Consider the following 15,994-nt stretch of genomic DNA (forward strand, 5'->3'; position numbering starts at 1 on the left):
CAGTAAAGACTTTAGTCCTTATAAAAAAGATTAATTTGCGATTGATTCCAATAGTCTGTTGGCACTGTTTACACTTTCAATATCGTATAGTTCTGGATTGTAAGAAACAATTTGTGCTACCAATTTATGATGGTATGGTTGAGCTTTTTGATTTCTAGAACCATGAACGCGACGATAATTAAGAACTATTTCTCTCGTTCCCAAAAAAGGAATGCTATGTTTGTGACAATTAACCCAAAACTCCCAATCCTCATAACCTTCTTTCATCTCTGCTTTGTAACCGTTGACCAAATTCCAAACTGATTTGTGATACAATGAAGAGGTGCAAATCATATTAGATTGTTTGATTTTTTTTCGTGAATATAAATCATAACTGGGTATGGTGTGATTTTCATTGCCGCCAAAAAGTTGATAAGAACCAAATGCTATGCAAGGCACTTGTGATTTTAGACATATTTCTAAAAGACAAATCAAGGCATTTGGAGCTAAAATATCGTCGGCATCTAAGGGCATGATGTATTCGCCGTTTGCTGCCGATATGCCAGTATTTCTAGCTATTGATATCCCTTGATTAGCTTGTTCTATTAGCCTAATTTGATACTGGGGATTTGCTGCTATCAATTGTTTGGCGACTGTGCTGGTGGTATCTAAGCTGCCGTCATTGATAATGATAATTTCCCAATTTTTGTAAGTTTGGTTGATAACGCTAGTTACTGCTTGCGGTAAAAAATGAGATTGATTGTAACAGGGAATAATCACAGATATCAAAGGTTGACTTGCAAGCTGCGGCGAAGCTGCGACTTGCTTTACACTTTGTAGATGGTTTGAGTGTGAATTTTCGCTAGAAGTTCTAGCCACTTGTAAGCTGTAAAAATAAATCTTTGGATGGACGATCGCCAATTGGTTCAAATCAATATTTTGATACTCTTTCACTAACCTCGGATATCTCGACAAGTGTTCTTCTTTGACAAAAATCAAGATATTTTGAGCGTACCAAGGCTCGACTTTATCATTGTTCCATATTTTTTTTCTCAAGCAGTCAATGACTACAAAACCGTTTTGTTGAAAGTAATAAGCCCAATATTGTGGCCACTGTTCGTTAAGGTGTTCGACACCGCCTTGAAATGGTATTGCTGCTGAAAACAAAATTACTGGTGCTAGTTTAGTTAGAGAATTAACAAAGTTTTCCGCACAGGTACTGGGTAAATGTTCCGCAACTTCCAGAGAAATTGCCAAATCAAACTTTCTTTCTACTTGCAGCGGTTGCTTTAAGTCGTAAGACTTGAACTGATTTAAAGGAATTTCTAAAAGAGTGCGATCGACATAATCGCCATCTATTCCCAAACAGTCAGCAATTCCCAACTTGTGAAACGCAGCTAACCAACCTCCCGTACCGCAGCCCACATCCACCACACTTTTAGGTAAAATGGGTTGCAGCAAGTCTAACAGCAGGGGAATAATTTCTCCAGCAGAAATGCGAGTTCCTTCTCCGATTAATTGGTAAAAATTTCTTGTATAAGATGACGGTGGGTTGTGAGTTTTTTTGCTGCTTGTTTGAGAATTAATTTTATCTAGACTGCTAATATTGTAACCCTGCAAATGTGCTGGCAAATTCCAGCAAACATTCGGATCTGGTTGATGTTTTACCGGCTCGACATTGCCCCGCCAAGCTGCACCCATAATTTGCATTGTTTGATAAATTACAGTATGCCATCCCCTTTGTTTTAAATAATCCAAACCTTGAGCAACATCGGGAGCGGCTAAATCATGAAATAAAATTATTGCATTTTCTTCTGCCAATTGTTCGCAAACAATAGCATCATTTAACGGGCCTGGCGCTCCGTGTTCTCCGTCAATAAAAATTAACGACCATTTGCGGTTAAATTGATTAGCTAATTCCTCTACTTTTTGGGGGCTGTAACCGGGTACTAGCTTCACGGAAGTTTGCACGCCAGACGCATTGAGAGCACCTTGAATTGAATCGATGACGCTTTGTCGAATGTCTTCTCTTTCTAACAGCGGATCGATTACATCTAATTCAACCCCTGCGAGGGCTAAGTGACAGGCCGACCATCCCAGCCAGCAGCCGATTTCTAAGGCTTTTTTTCCGGCAAATTGTAGGGCTGTATTGTACAAAATATGTGCTTCGTCGCGGCTGAGAAATCCGATGTATGGATAGCGCTTGTCTGCATACCAATTATGCGGAATTTCCCGGCGCAAATAAGGCCAGCTACTCACATTAGGATCGGCAACTATCATATTAGGAAAATAGGAGTCGGGGATAATTTTTTTGAATCCCGGCGAGACATAATCTCCTGGTATTAATAAATTATTTGCGTGGATTTTATTGGGTTGATAGTTCATTTTTTGTTTTTGAAATATTTGTATTGTTTTTTGTTCTTTTGGTTGGTAACGAACGCTCATTTCCAGTATATCGCCGTCTGTTGCCATCAATTTTATTCGGTCAAAATTTTGGCGGCCAGCTAAATGCAAAATGCCGATCGCCTCCTGCGGCAAGTACGGCTCCACAAAACAGCCTCGCTGCTTATCCCAAACCGGAAAACCGTTGAATATCCAATTGCACCAAGCTGGCAGCATTTCAGTGAGATTGAACAATTCGCCACTGTAAACAGCGAGGTTGAGGGCAAATTGATCTGTCATGACACAGCCGGATCTTTGCAATCCTTGATGGAGTTTTTCAGCCCAGATTTCCCAGTGCAAAGCATCTTTTCGGAGTGCGAAAACTCCGGCATTTAATATCGGATAACTGTAGAATTTCTTAGCAATTTCTTCACCAAAGTTAGCTTCATATTGTTGATAAACCCACGGCCAAAATTGAGGAAGTTGTCCGTACTGCTGCAAGCTCGCCCTGTGAACTTCGGGAACAATTGCCAGTCCCCGGCGCGATGCTCCTTCAACTAACAAATTAATTGCTCTCCAGTCTTGAACCCAAGCATCCGCATCTATCCAAAGGTATATATCAAAATTGGGAAAGTATTTTCGCAAACAAGGTCTAACTAATAATCCTTTTAAATGTTCGGGAGCTTCATTTCTGCCGGGAAAGTCAAAGTCCCAATCAGGTTTTTGAATGAAATTAACTTGTGTTTCCAGCCACTGCAATTGTTCGGGAGTGCAGCCGAGATCGAAAAAGCCGATCGCCACATTTGCACCCTCTGATTTTTCCCGCACCGATAAAATAGTGCCTCGCACCAGCTCAAAGTAATTTGCATCGGCGGCCGTGATGATGATAATCTGCATAAATATAGGATTTTTGGTTAGGAATTGGCCAAACAGGGAATTGGGCATTGACCAAACAGGGAATTGGGCATTAGTTATTTGTTATTTGTTATTTCATGATTGCTCCTTCTTCCTTCTTCCTTCTTCCTTCTTCCTTCTTCCTTCTTCCGACGTACTTACATCCGTTACATCCGTTACATCCCGTACATTGCTCGTTGCCGAACTTCCTTCTTCCTTCTTCCTTAAATTATACTATCGAGGATGACTTATGAAAAACCCAAAAGGAAAAGTTTATCTAGTCGGTGCGGGGCCCGGAGATTGTGACTTGATGACAGTGCGATCGCACAAACTGCTATCCCAAGCCGAAGTCTTAATTTACGACGCTCTCATCGACATCCCACAACTCGAATTAATCCCAGTAACTTGTCGAAAAATAGAAGTTGGGAAACGCGGCGGAAAACCTTCCACCCAGCAGCAAGAAATCAACCGCTTGCTTGTAGAACAGTGTAAGTTAGGCAAACAAGTAGTGCGCCTCAAAAGCGGCGATCCGTTTATTTTTGGTCGCTCCAGTTCCGAAATTCAAGCATTGATAACAGCAGGCTGCGAGTTTGAAGTAGTACCCGGAATTTCATCCGCATTAGCCGCACCAATGCTAGCAGGAATTCCCCTCACAGATCCGGTGATGAGCCGCTGTTTTGCAGTGATGAGCGCCCACGAAACAGATGCTTTAGAATGGGAAGCATTAGTGCGGATTGAAACTTTGGTAATATTGATGGGAGGGCGCAATTTAAGCGAGATAATTTGGCAATTGCAAAAACACGGGCGATCGCCCGAAACACCGATCGCCATTATCCGAGATTGCAGCCGCCCCGAACAGAAAATTTGGATCGGAACTCTGTTCAACATCTTACAGCAAACAGCAGGTCAATCTCTATCGCCTTGCGCGATCGTCATTGGAGAAGTAGTCAGATTGCGCGAATATTTAATCGGATCGGAAAACACAAACATGAGCGTTACACCAGTCATTTCTAACAACAGCCAGCAGCTAGCCGGAAAAACGATTTTAGTCACCCGCGCAGCTTCCCAGTCCAATCAATTTAGCGATCGACTCCAGCAACTAGGAGCCCGCGCGATCGAAATGCCCGCCTTGGTAATTGGTGCGCCGTCCACTTGGGAACCATTAGACAGGGCGATCGCACAATTGTCAAGCTTTCACTGGTTAATTCTCACATCCCACAACGCTGTAGACTGGTTTTTTCAAAGATTGCAAGCAAAAGGCAAAGACGCGCGCAGCTTGTGTGGCATTAAAATCGCAGTAGTCGGCAAAAAAACAGCAGAAAGTTTGCGCTCGCACTCTTTACAACCAGACTTTATTCCCCCCAATTTCGTCGCCGACTCCCTAATCGAAAACTTCCCCGATAACTTGCAAAACTGCAAGATTCTATTTCCCAGAGTAGAAAGCGGCGGGAGAGAAGTTTTAGTCAAAGAATTCACCGCCAAAGGAGCGCAAGTAATCGAAGTACCAGCTTACCAATCTTGCTGTCCCGAAACTGTCGCTCCGATCGCCCTAGCCGCACTCCAAAATCAAGCCGTAAATATCATAACCTTTGCCAGTTCCAAAACCGTGCATAACTTTTGCCATCTCATAGAGAAAAACCCAGAATTGTCTTTGTCTGAGGATTGGTTAGAAAATGTTTGCATCGCCTCGATCGGGCCCGAAACGTCCAAAAGCTGCCTAAAATTATTGGGTAAAGTAGACGTAGAAGCCACAGAATATACGTTAGACGGGCTGACTGAGGCGATCGTCCAATGGGCAACAAAATATCAAACTTTGTAAGTTTACTCTAACCTGCAGTCGGCGGAGGCCGACTTCGTTTGTATAGACGCGGTTTCAACCGCCGAGTTTTACTCAGCCATTGATTATCTAATCTGCAGGTTGTAAAATAATAAAATAACTAGGAGGAAACATGAGCGCAAAAGACCAACTTCTTCAAGAACTCGATCGAGTACCAGAACCTTTGCTGCTGAAAGTGCTGGAATTTGTTCGTTCCTTAAAAACTGAAGAAGAACAACAAAAATTAGAAGCCAAAGCATGGCAAGCATATCTAGATTCTGAACGCGAAAGAAAGGAGGTTTATCATCGCCTTGCCAACTCCTAATTTTATCACCAAAAATACGGTTCTCAGCATTCATGCCAGACAGATAGAGAGATTTGGCGGAACTTCCGGCGTTAGAGATGAAGGCTTGTTAGAGTCAGCTTTAGCTCAACCTCAAGCAACTTTTAGCGGTCAACTTTTGCATCCAACAATTAGCGAACAAGCTGCCGCCTATCTCTACCATATAGCGATGAATCATCCATTTATGGACGGCAATAAGAGAACGGCTTTTGCTGTGGCAGATACCTTTTTGCGATTGAATGGTTGCGCTCTAAATTTAACGGACGATCGAGCATATAATTTAGTCATGCAAGTCGCACGGGGAACGATGACGAAAGAAGAACTAAGCACTGAGTTTGAGTCATGTATTGTTGCGTTTTAATAAGTAGGATGGGCATCGTGCGCCAGCTAGCATCTGTAAGGAAACGGCAAAGGCGTGTCCGGGGCCAAAATCGGGGAATTGCGGAACAAAAAAGCGAGTAAAATTATCACTAAAGAACAAAGCCGATCGCACGAGCGTCAACCCACTAATCCAACTAAAAACAAAAAAACAAAAATCGCCAACCGCCGCCAACTCCCGCTACCCAACTACAAATTCCCAATACCATGAATAAATATTTTTCTCGTTTCGACACCTTAAGCAGCGTGCTAGCAGGAACTACCGCAGCCTTAACCATAGTCATCAGCCAGCCCGCGATCGCCAAAACAGCCCAAGAAGTCGCCAACATTGCCGGGCCGCTGACAGTACAAATTAACAGTTCCCTAGGAGACGGTTCAGGCGTAATTATTGCCAAAACAGGCAAAACTTACACAGTTTTAACAGTCAACCACGTTGTAGAAAAAGCAGACGTTAAATATACCGTTCGCACCTCGATCGGCAAAAACTATCAAGCAACCGCAGTCACCCGCTTGCAAACAGCCGCCACAGATCCAGATTTAGCATTAGTCAAATTTGAAAGTCCCGAAGAATATCCAGTCGCGACGATCGCAGATTCCGATCTAGCCGTCATCGGCAGTCAAATCTACGTTTACGGCTATCCCGCTACCGGCGGACTGTTCGGCGCAGAAAGAGAACCAGAACTCTCTCCCGGACTCGTCACCAGCCGCCCGCACAACCGCCCCGAAGGTTACAATTTGCGGTATCAGGCAGTAACTTGGAGCGGTATGAGCGGCGGGCCAGTTTTCGACTCCGAAGGCCGAGTCATCGGTTTGCACGGACAAGGCGAATTCGGTTTTGCCCAAACCAGTTCCGGCGAAGTCGCCCCGATCAAAACCGGATTTAATGCAGCAGTTCCCATCAATACATTTATCGCCAAGTTAGTGGCGGCGGGAATGAACAAATCTGAGTTGAAAGTAGACAATACTCCCGCAACTACCGGCCCGGTATCCACCGCCAATCCGCAAGATGCCCAAGCCTATTATTTTCGAGGACTTTCGCGGTTAGATCAAGGAGATGCTTGGGAGGCGATCGCCGATTTCAACAGAGCACTGGCTTTCAAGCCAAAATATACCCCAGAATTGTATTTTAATATCGGTAATGCCCGCACTTTCATCACTTCCGGCTTGCCCCAACCCGAAACCACGCGCGGTTCCACTGCTATTCAAGCATACACGCAGGCGATCGCAGCCAATCCCGGTTTTGCCGACGCTTACTACAACCGAGCTTTAGCTTACCTGGAAACAGAAGACAAACCAAAAGCAATTGCCGACTTTCAAAAAGCAGCAGAACTTTACAAACAAGGCGGCAGAACAAGTGCGTATCAAGACGCGCTCAACAGAATCAAACAATTGCAGTAGAATTATAAGTTAAAAATTAAGAATTAAAAATGGGATATTTCATTTTTAATTCTTAATCAAGTTTATACAAACAGCAGGTAAATAACAATGACTGCTATCACCTTAAACCTCAACTCCATAATTAAACTAACTTCCGAACAGTTCTACCAACTGTGCGAATCAAACCCCGATTTAAAATTAGAACGCAGCGCCAACGGAGAATTAATCGCCATGCCACCAACCGGAGGAGAAACAGGTAAACGCAATGTGAAATTGACTACACAATTAGACCTGTGGAACGAACAAACAGAACTCGGCGAAGTGTTTGATTCCTCCACAGGATTTACCCTGCCCAACAAAGCCGATCGCTCTCCCGATGCTTCTTGGGTAGAAAAATCTCGCTGGCAAGCTTTAACACCCGAACAAAGAGAAAAATTCATCCCGCTTTGTCCCGATTTTGTCATTGAATTAGTATCGCCCAGTGACAGCTTGAAAAAGACGCAAGAAAAAATGCAAGAATATATAGAAAACGGCTGCCGTTTGGGTTGGTTGATTAACCGCAAAAAACGGGAAGTTGAAATTTACCGCCTCGGTAGAAGTGTAGAAATATTGCAATCTCCTCAAACTCTTTCTGGGGAAGATGTTTTGCCGGGTTTTGTTCTCAATTTGCAAAAGATTTGGAATTAGTATAATTTAACGATCGAGCATAAAGATGAGGTATCAATCGATAGAGCCATCAATCCCTCAATCCCCCAATCTAAAATCTAAAACTTGTACGATCGCGACTTGTGAGCCAGCGTCTTGCCCCCCGAAGGAAGTCGAAGGGAGTCGAAGGGAGTCGAAGTATCTAAAACCTAAACCTGTACCTCCCCTTTTTGAGAAAGGCTATATTGACCACTACCGTATTTTTTTTTCATAGCACTACCAGCGAGCACTATCCATGCCAAACACAGATGCTCTCCCGCGAATCGCTTGCAGACAGCGAGGGAAGGTAACACCACTCTGGTAGCGCATCCCGTCAAACTGTCAAGAATCACCGGCGTCAAAGTCCCGCCAGCAGTCAATCACCCAAGAATGCTTCGCAGGAATGACGGAGAAGTGTCAAAATTAAGATAGGTATGCCAGAAACAGGGGAAAAGAAATCTAGCCTGTAATGGCACCAAAGGCAACATTGATTCCTCGCTTGTCACGCTTGCAGGTGGTCGCCGACGGTTCGTCGCATTTAATCTCAACAGTAATTATGAAAGATCTCACTCTTTATCGAAATATCGGCATCTTCGCCCACGTAGATGCTGGCAAGACCACCACAACTGAAAGAATCCTAAAACTGACAGGCAAAATCCACAAAATAGGTGAAGTTCACGAAGGCGCGGCGACGACTGACTTCATGGAACAGGAGCAAGAGCGCGGTATTACGATTCAATCCGCTGCTACCACCTGCTTCTGGAACAAGCATCAGCTCAACGTCATCGACACTCCCGGACACGTCGATTTTACGATCGAGGTTTACCGTTCGCTAAAAGTTCTCGATGGTGGTATCGGCGTGTTCTGCGGTTCGGGTGGAGTTGAACCGCAATCTGAAACCAACTGGCGCTACGCTAACGATTCCAAAGTCGCTCGCATCGTCTACATCAACAAGCTCGATCGCACCGGCGCAGATTTTTACCGCGTTGTCAAGCAAGTAGATACAATCCTCGCAGCTAAACCGATGGTGATGGTATTGCCGATCGGCATCGAAGAAAAGTTTTGCGGCGTAGTCGATTTGCTGACCCGCAAAGCCTGGATCTGGGATGACTCCGGCGACCCGCTGAACTACACAATCGAGGAAGTTCCGGCCGATATGGTCGATGATGTCGAGAAATATCGCGAACAGTTGATCGAACTCGCCGTCGAGCAAGACGACGCTCTGATGGAACAATATCTCGAAGGCAACGAACCGAGTATTGACGACCTCAAGCGCTGTATTCGCAAAGGTACACGCGATCGGGCATTTTTCCCCACCTACTGCGGCTCATCGTTTAAAAACAAAGGCGTGCAGTTGGTACTGGATGCCGTGGTTGACTATCTGCCAAACCCAATGGAAGTTGCACCGCAGCCAGAAGTCGATCTCGATGGCGAAGAAACCGGCGAGTTTGCGATCGTCGATCCCAACAGACCGTTGCGGGCACTGGCGTTTAAGATCATGGACGATCGCTACGGTGCTCTAACATTCACGCGCCTGTACTCCGGTAAGCTGTCTAAAGGCGACACCGTACTCAACACAGCCACAGGCAAAACCGAGCGCGTCAGCCGTTTGGTGGAGATGCACGCCAACTCTCGCGAAGAAATTGAATCGGCCCAAGCAGGGGACATTGTGGCGATCGTCGGCATGAAAAACGTCCGCACCGGACACACCATCTGCGACCCCAAAAATCCCGCCACCCTAGAGCCGATGGTATTCCCCGCTCCCGTTATTTCGATTTCGGTCAGACCGAAGGTGAAAGGCGGCGAAGAAAAAATGGGAGCAGCCCTCACCAAAATGGTGCAAGAAGACCCATCCTTCCACATGGTGACGGATCAAGAAAGCGGCGAAATGATTCTCAAGGGGATGGGCGAGTTACACCTCGACATCAAAGTAGACATTCTCAAGCGCACCCACGGCGTCGAAGTAGAAGTCGGCGAACCGCAGGTAGCCTACCGCGAGTCAATTACCAAGCGCCTCGAAGACGATTACACCCACAAAAAGCAATCAGGTGGTTCCGGTCAATTCGCCAAAATCGGCTACGTGATCGAGCCTGGTGAGCCTGGAAGTGGCTTCATATTTGAGTCAAAAGTGACTGGTGGTAGTGTACCGAGAGAATATTGGCCAGCGGTCGAAAAAGGCTTTGAAAGCTGCATCGACAAAGGCGTCTTGGCTGGATTCCCCTGCTTAGACTTGAAATTCACCCTCCTAGAAGGTGGTTTCCACCCCGTTGACTCGTCGGCGATGGCCTTTGAAATTGCTGCCAAAGCAGCCTATCGTCAATCAATCCCCAAAGCAGGCCCTCAGTTGCTGGAACCGATTATGAATGTCGATGTATTCACTCCAGATGATTACATGGGCGACGTAATCGGCGACCTCAACCGCCGCCGCGGGATGATGAAAGCTCAGGAGACAAGCCAGACAGGAGCGCGGATCAAGGCAGATGTGCCGTTGAGCGAAATGTTTGGTTACATTAGCGACTTGCGTACCATGACATCTGGGCGCGGACAATTCTCCATGTCGTTCTCCCACTATTCTCCTTGTCCAAGCAACATCGCCGAGGAAGTGATCAAGGAAGCGAAAGAGCGTCAAGCTGCGAAGTAGTGTATTAAGTGCGATCGATCTATTCGATCGCACTTCACGAAAAGATAGCCAGAAACCGGGTTTTTTCCACATCCTTCGCCACAGCGACGAGATTGGCTAAAAACCCGGTTTCTTTGATTTACTCGCCAGGAGCCAGAAACCTGTTTTTTTCCACATCCTTCGCCACAGCGACGAGATTAGCTAAAAACCAGGTTTCTGGCTATCTTGGTGCGTCCAAAACAGTTAAAATTATCTGCGTTGATTTGCGTTAATCTGCGGTTTCGCGATCGATCGAAAATTTATATTTGCTAAGATACAATCAATAATTTAAAACCCAGGCAGGTAGCCATGACAGCCACCCTGATTCAAACCCCAAAAGCCGGATTTCTGCTAAAAAATATTAGTTGGCAGACTTATGAATCTCTGGTAAACGAACTCGCAGAACAGCCGGGAATTCGCCTGACTTACGATCGCGGAAATTTAGAAATTATGACTCCATCAGCACCCCACGAAAAATCTGGAGAACTGTTAGGAAACTTTGTGGAACTTCTAACAGATGAATTAAATCTTGACATTTGCAGCATGGGTTCACTAACCTGCAAGCGCCAAGATTTGGCACGAGGGTTAGAACCTGATAAATGTTACTACATTCAGAATGAAGATGTTGTCTGGAATAAAGAACAAATCGATCTCAATGAAGACCCACCACCAGATTTAGCTATTGAAATTGACATTACCAGCAGTTCGATCGATCGTCTCGAACTTTACGCAAGTTTGGGCGTACCTGAAGTTTGGCGCTACGATGGCAAGCGTTTAATCATCTATCAGTTAGAAGGCAATGAATACGCAGAGTGCGAGGTTTCTCCAACCTTTCCTTTTCTGTCGAAGTCTGAAATGCTCAGGTTTTTGGAACTGAAAAAGACTACAAAAGAAAAGGCTTTGCTGCGGTTGTTTCGGGAGTGGGTGAGGAGTCAAATTCAGTCAGGAGAGTGAAGCAGGGCGATCGTACTCGGAAAATGATATCATATCGAGGACTTCACTCCCAGCGAGTTTATTAGACCTCTTGCATAATGATTGTGGAACAGGCAGGATGCCTGTTAAAAACTGTCTTTTTGGCAGATGTCTATTGAGGGCTTGAGTCCTGAGTACGAACTTAATGCGCTACAAGTAGCTGTAAGGTGTGCAATTCGCACCCGGAGGATAGAGTTGGCGCGTAAGTCCTAAATTTTATTTCATGAGATAGCGAGGTTGAGATGACTCAAATGAATCCCGATCGCACTGCTGGTACAATTGCGCTCGACGTTTGCGCTCAATCAAACGGGCAGTATCTTTGTCAGATATCATCATCTTTGAGCGATCGCCCTGATGATACCATGAATTTTTACGGACAAACGAAAGAACACGCGATCGCGATCGCCCTGGAACATTTAGCCGACGAGTATCGCGAGAAAGCCGAAGAATCTCAGAATATCGATTCGCTTGCCGTGGAAAATTCAGATTCTGGAGAACCAATTAATAAATATTATCATGTGATTGTACACTACGAAGAAATTTCGGAAGCCGAATCTAAGTTTGAGGCAGTACACAATACAATGATAGGAAATACGATAGTTGAGAATGCCAGAATTGCAGCCATTGAGATTGCTCCAGATATCGAAATCGAGCCGACGCAAGCGATCGGGATATTGAACCCTCGGGACTTAGGTGCAGATGGGCATCTTACCCTACGCATCAGCGATCGAAACGTGAGTTTGAGGCGACGATCGACTAGAATCGCTCGCATAATTTCAAATCCCCAAAATTTCTTTTCTATTACTCCCCCGCAAATTCCGCGCGAAACTTCTCCACAACTCGATTCAATCCCACCGAATGAGAAGCCTTAAATAAAATACGATCGCCCTTTTCAACAAATCCCAACAACTGCTTTGCTAAATCCTCCCGCCCATTTTGCGCCGTAATATCTCCAACATCCACAAAAGGCAAACCAGCCGCACCCGCAGCCATCGCCGCCGCTTCCTCAAAATCCGCAAAAACAAACAAAGCATCAAGCTTCAACTCTTGCGCCGCTTTTCCCACTTGTCGGTGAAATTCTATCGCCCTGTCGCCCAATTCCTTCATCGTACCCAACACCGCAATCCGGCGCTTTCCCGGAGTATCCGCTAACAACCTCAAAGCCGCTAACATCGACTCCAAACCAGCATTGTAAGTCTCGTCAAGAATCACAATATCATCGGGTAAATCGTAGCGGCGCGCCCTTCCATCCGGTAACTCCACCGACAAACCTTGCTGTAACACTTCCCAATCAATATCTAACACTTTTGCTACAGCCAAAGCAGCCAAATAATTTACAGCATTGTGCCGTCCAGCTAGCGGCAGCGGCAGTTGCATACCTTCTACAGAAATGGTATCATTACCTAGCAATTCCCCGCACAATTCCCCGCCTTCTAAACCGTAGGTTAAAGTTTTTCCCTGCCAAAAAAGCGCCGCAGTTGGGATTAATCTGTCAGAATCGTGATTGAGAATAGCAATGCTATCAGCAGGCATTTCGGCTAACAGTTCGCACTTAGCGATTGCGATCGCCTCTTCCGAACCCAGTCGCCCGATATGCGCCGTTCCAGTGTTAGTAATTACCGCCACAGTAGGACGCGCAATTTGCGATAGCAGGGCAATTTCGCCCCGCCCGCGCATTCCCATTTCAATTACAGCATAATTGTGTGACGGCGAAAGCTCCAATAGCGTTTTTGGGACTCCAATTTCATTGTTGTAGTTATATTGAGTTTTAAGAACATTTCCCCTGGTTGATAAAACTGCCGCAATTAACTCTTTAGCAGTAGTTTTACCGACAGAACCTGTAACAGCAACTATAGGTATACTGAACTGGTCGCGCCACCAACGGGCGATCGTCTGGTAAGCTTTTAAAGTATCGTCAACGCGCAACAGCGGAAAATTAGCAATTTCTTCTTGCCAATCGCGATCGACCACCGCCGCAATCGCCCCCAAATCCCGGGCCTTAGCCACAAATTTATGCCCGTCAAAATTGTCTCCCCGCAGCGCCAAAAATACTTCGCCACCCTCAAGAGTGCGCGTATCCGTGGCAATACCTGTCCCTACAACTGTCAAAATGTCCTCAGACACGGCAGGTAAAGGTACATTTAAAATTTCAGCAAGTCGGGCGATACTTACGCGACAGACCATAACCAGCACTCACATTTCAAATAACTATTTTCACAGTTAATCCTACCTCGCTTGACCTCCAATTCAACTCAAACCAGCTTCAATCAAAGAATTCAACCGATCGAGTCCCTGATCTCAACCCTAGCAGTTATCAGTCATTTTCAATTTTTTAATGCAACATCCCTAATGCCCCAATCGAAAATGGTAAGCTGTACTGCCTTTAAATTGTATATTTCGACGATCGATCACAAATCTTCTCCCCTCTCTTTACCCGATCGCGAAGTCGAAGGATTCCTCTCCCCCTCTTCCCCTCAATCACCATAGACAATCTAGATAAACAACAGCTTATTACAGAGGGCGGCCGATTAGGATTGACATCTACGGTCGATCGACCGCAATAAGTAAATAACGTGTGGATGTAAGTCCGCAACAAGCTGGACTTGCATTCCACACCTATCCGTCGGGAATATCTCATTTTTGTAAAAAGCATTTTTTTATTGAGCGTGCGATCGTCCTCGCTAGCGGGGACGATCGCACTATAGTTAAATGCCAAACACCAGATGCTCCCGATCCGTTTTTATTCTGGTAATCTACCGGACACGATCTGACAGTAAACATTCTCATACTAAATCCTCCGCTTACCCATAAATTCACTCGAACCAACCCACATTTTTAGGGAGCATCTCGCGTTTGCCAAAAGTATTGTTTTCACGCCGTGCTGTCCGGCCTCGCTTGCAGATATATCCGCCGTGGGAAATATTAAGCTCGCACTATAAATACAAAACTGAGATGCTCCCGCATTTTTACCAACACTTTACAAAAAATATGGTGATTTTAGGCCTTGCTGATTGTCAACAATTCATGTAATGCTGGTGTTGGTAAATAGTTTAATTAAGCAAAGAACATCGATCGACTGTCTGTGCTGACCGCTTTCGCCCCTCGCGCCCCGTCCGAGGAAAAGCTCGGTTGGCTCAATTGTGGTGCTCGACTCTGCCAAAATTCATCTGTGCCCAGGGCGCTGCAAGCTCGTATCAAATCCTCGGAGGGTTAATCCACGGTGAACGACTACAACAGACAAAGCCACGAAGAAGAAAAACAGTTACTTTACAACCACTTGCTGGAGTTGGTACAAGTAGAGCAGCCGGCCGAACTCATCAGCCGCTTTCGTACTTTGTTTATCCACGGTATCGGATATCCCGATCGCGCCGTCGTCGAAGCACTCGAAAAAATAGCAGCCTCAAAATACGCTCAACAAGAATTTAAGTACATTCTCAACCGCTGCTGCCATATTCCGATCAACCGCTGGCAAACATACCCCAGCAAGCAAGCAGCCATTCCCGAATTGATCGCTGTGTTTGAGGAAGCCCCCAGAATATTAACTAAATACAGTCGATCGCGGGTTTCTCACTCGATCCCCCAATTAGTACATCAATTTACCCAAAGCGAACAGTACCTAACCCTCAAACGCTTAGCCCAAGTCATCACCCACAACAACGAAGACAGCAGCAACACCAAAACCCCCGCCACCCTAGCCCTGGGAACCTTAATTCCCCGGTATCCTTACCTCTACAAACACTGCCTCCTCAGCGACGACAGCACCTACGAACAGCAGAAAATCATTAAAACCATCCAAGCCCAAAAGCAGCAGAAATTTGAAATCGACCTCTCGCAATACGTCGCTCACCAAGTGAGAAAAGCCCAAGTAGCGCGCCGTCACACCTCACTTTCCTTCGGCAGAGATATACAAACTATAAAAAACCCTACCTTGTTGAGCGACCCGGAACTGTTCTTTGCTCTCAAGCAATTTGTCGGAAAAGTAGAAGGAGCTGATACATACAGACAGCTAGCGGGTCGCTTCAAGGCGAACGCCAGCACAAACCAGACCTACGGCTCCTTTAAAGACGACTTGTACGAATACCTGATTTCTTCTGTGGCGGACGATCGCTACGGCCAAAGCCAATTTAACGACAAACTGTATAAGCAACTACAAAATACCTTTCCCCACAACGACGATCGCCAGTTCAACGAATTTTTAATGATCAGAACTTGCAGCCAATTATTGAACTTTTTAGTAGTAGAGAGTCCTGCGCGGCCCAACCACTTTGTCTTCATCGACCTGATCTCAAACCTCGGGCCCACCCAAACCACAGGTTTGCTGCTGAAAATCGTGCTAATTTGTGGCAAAGTCAAGCCCTATCTAGAAAAGCGGTTGGCAATTTTGTTCGGCCACTACGAATTTTGTACGCGAGAAGGGCTAGTGTGGCTAGTCAAAGCTCTAGAAAACCTGAATCTAGCTTTGAGTACCAATTTTGGGAAAGTGGACGTATCTTTCCTGCAGTAGGAGGTA

12 protein-coding genes are annotated in these 15,994 nt (G+C 45.7%); 10 read left to right on the top strand and 2 right to left on the bottom strand.

Annotated elements, in window-relative coordinates; all coding sequences use genetic code 11:
- Positions 1–30 precede the first annotated feature (30 nt).
- On the bottom strand, positions 31–3,258 hold the full coding sequence (locus tag QUB13_RS11115) for a glycosyltransferase (RefSeq protein ID WP_333380612.1): 3,228 nt from the start codon (positions 3,256–3,258) through the stop codon (positions 31–33).
- A gap of 247 nt (positions 3,259–3,505) precedes the next feature.
- Between QUB13_RS11115 and cobA the strand changes: the two genes are divergently transcribed.
- From cobA to QUB13_RS11155, 8 genes are all read left to right on the top strand, one after another.
- The gene (cobA, locus tag QUB13_RS11120) at positions 3,506–5,074 is read left to right on the top strand and encodes a uroporphyrinogen-III C-methyltransferase (RefSeq protein WP_333380614.1); all 1,569 of its coding nucleotides are present in this window, start codon (positions 3,506–3,508) and stop codon (positions 5,072–5,074) included.
- Between the two features lie 130 nt (positions 5,075–5,204).
- Positions 5,205–5,396 (top strand): DUF2281 domain-containing protein, encoded by a 192-nt coding sequence (locus QUB13_RS11125; protein WP_333380616.1) that lies wholly within the window; start codon positions 5,205–5,207, stop codon positions 5,394–5,396.
- The gene (locus tag QUB13_RS11130) at positions 5,383–5,775 is read left to right on the top strand and encodes a type II toxin-antitoxin system death-on-curing family toxin (protein WP_333380618.1); all 393 of its coding nucleotides are present in this window, start codon (positions 5,383–5,385) and stop codon (positions 5,773–5,775) included. The genes QUB13_RS11125 and QUB13_RS11130 overlap by 14 nt, the downstream gene beginning before the upstream one ends.
- 224 nt (positions 5,776–5,999) lie before the next feature.
- Positions 6,000–7,190 carry a tetratricopeptide repeat-containing serine protease family protein gene (locus QUB13_RS11135; RefSeq protein ID WP_333380620.1) on the top strand — a complete coding sequence of 397 codons (1,191 nt, stop codon included), beginning with the start codon at positions 6,000–6,002 and terminating at the stop codon, positions 7,188–7,190.
- Positions 7,191–7,277: 87 nt separating this feature from the next.
- Positions 7,278–7,856, top strand: coding sequence for a Uma2 family endonuclease (locus tag QUB13_RS11140; RefSeq protein WP_333380622.1), 579 nt, complete (start codon positions 7,278–7,280; stop codon positions 7,854–7,856).
- A gap of 553 nt (positions 7,857–8,409) precedes the next feature.
- Complete coding sequence (fusA, locus tag QUB13_RS11145) at positions 8,410–10,494, top strand: elongation factor G (protein WP_333089530.1); 2,085 nt, start codon at positions 8,410–8,412, stop codon at positions 10,492–10,494.
- Between the two features lie 327 nt (positions 10,495–10,821).
- On the top strand, positions 10,822–11,466 hold the full coding sequence (locus QUB13_RS11150) for a Uma2 family endonuclease (RefSeq protein ID WP_194008311.1): 645 nt from the start codon (positions 10,822–10,824) through the stop codon (positions 11,464–11,466).
- Positions 11,467–11,726: 260 nt separating this feature from the next.
- Entirely contained in the window at positions 11,727–12,356 is a 630-nt protein-coding gene (locus QUB13_RS11155) for a hypothetical protein (protein WP_333380624.1), read from the top strand.
- On the opposite strand, the gene QUB13_RS11160 is transcribed toward QUB13_RS11155, so the two are convergent.
- Entirely contained in the window at positions 12,286–13,668 is a 1,383-nt protein-coding gene (locus tag QUB13_RS11160; protein ID WP_333380627.1) for a UDP-N-acetylmuramoyl-tripeptide--D-alanyl-D-alanine ligase, read from the bottom strand. The two genes, QUB13_RS11155 and QUB13_RS11160, sit on opposite strands and share 71 nt — an antisense overlap.
- A gap of 391 nt (positions 13,669–14,059) precedes the next feature.
- On the opposite strand from QUB13_RS11160, the gene QUB13_RS11165 reads away from it, so the two are divergent.
- Complete coding sequence (locus QUB13_RS11165) at positions 14,060–14,236, top strand: hypothetical protein (RefSeq protein WP_333380629.1); 177 nt, start codon at positions 14,060–14,062, stop codon at positions 14,234–14,236.
- 468 nt (positions 14,237–14,704) lie between these two features.
- Complete coding sequence (locus QUB13_RS11170) at positions 14,705–15,988, top strand: hypothetical protein (RefSeq protein WP_333380631.1); 1,284 nt, start codon at positions 14,705–14,707, stop codon at positions 15,986–15,988.
- Positions 15,989–15,994 lie beyond the last annotated feature (6 nt).

Source organism: Microcoleus sp. B4-D4, from assembly GCF_036705185.1.
Lineage (GTDB): Bacteria > Cyanobacteriota > Cyanobacteriia > Cyanobacteriales > Microcoleaceae > Microcoleus.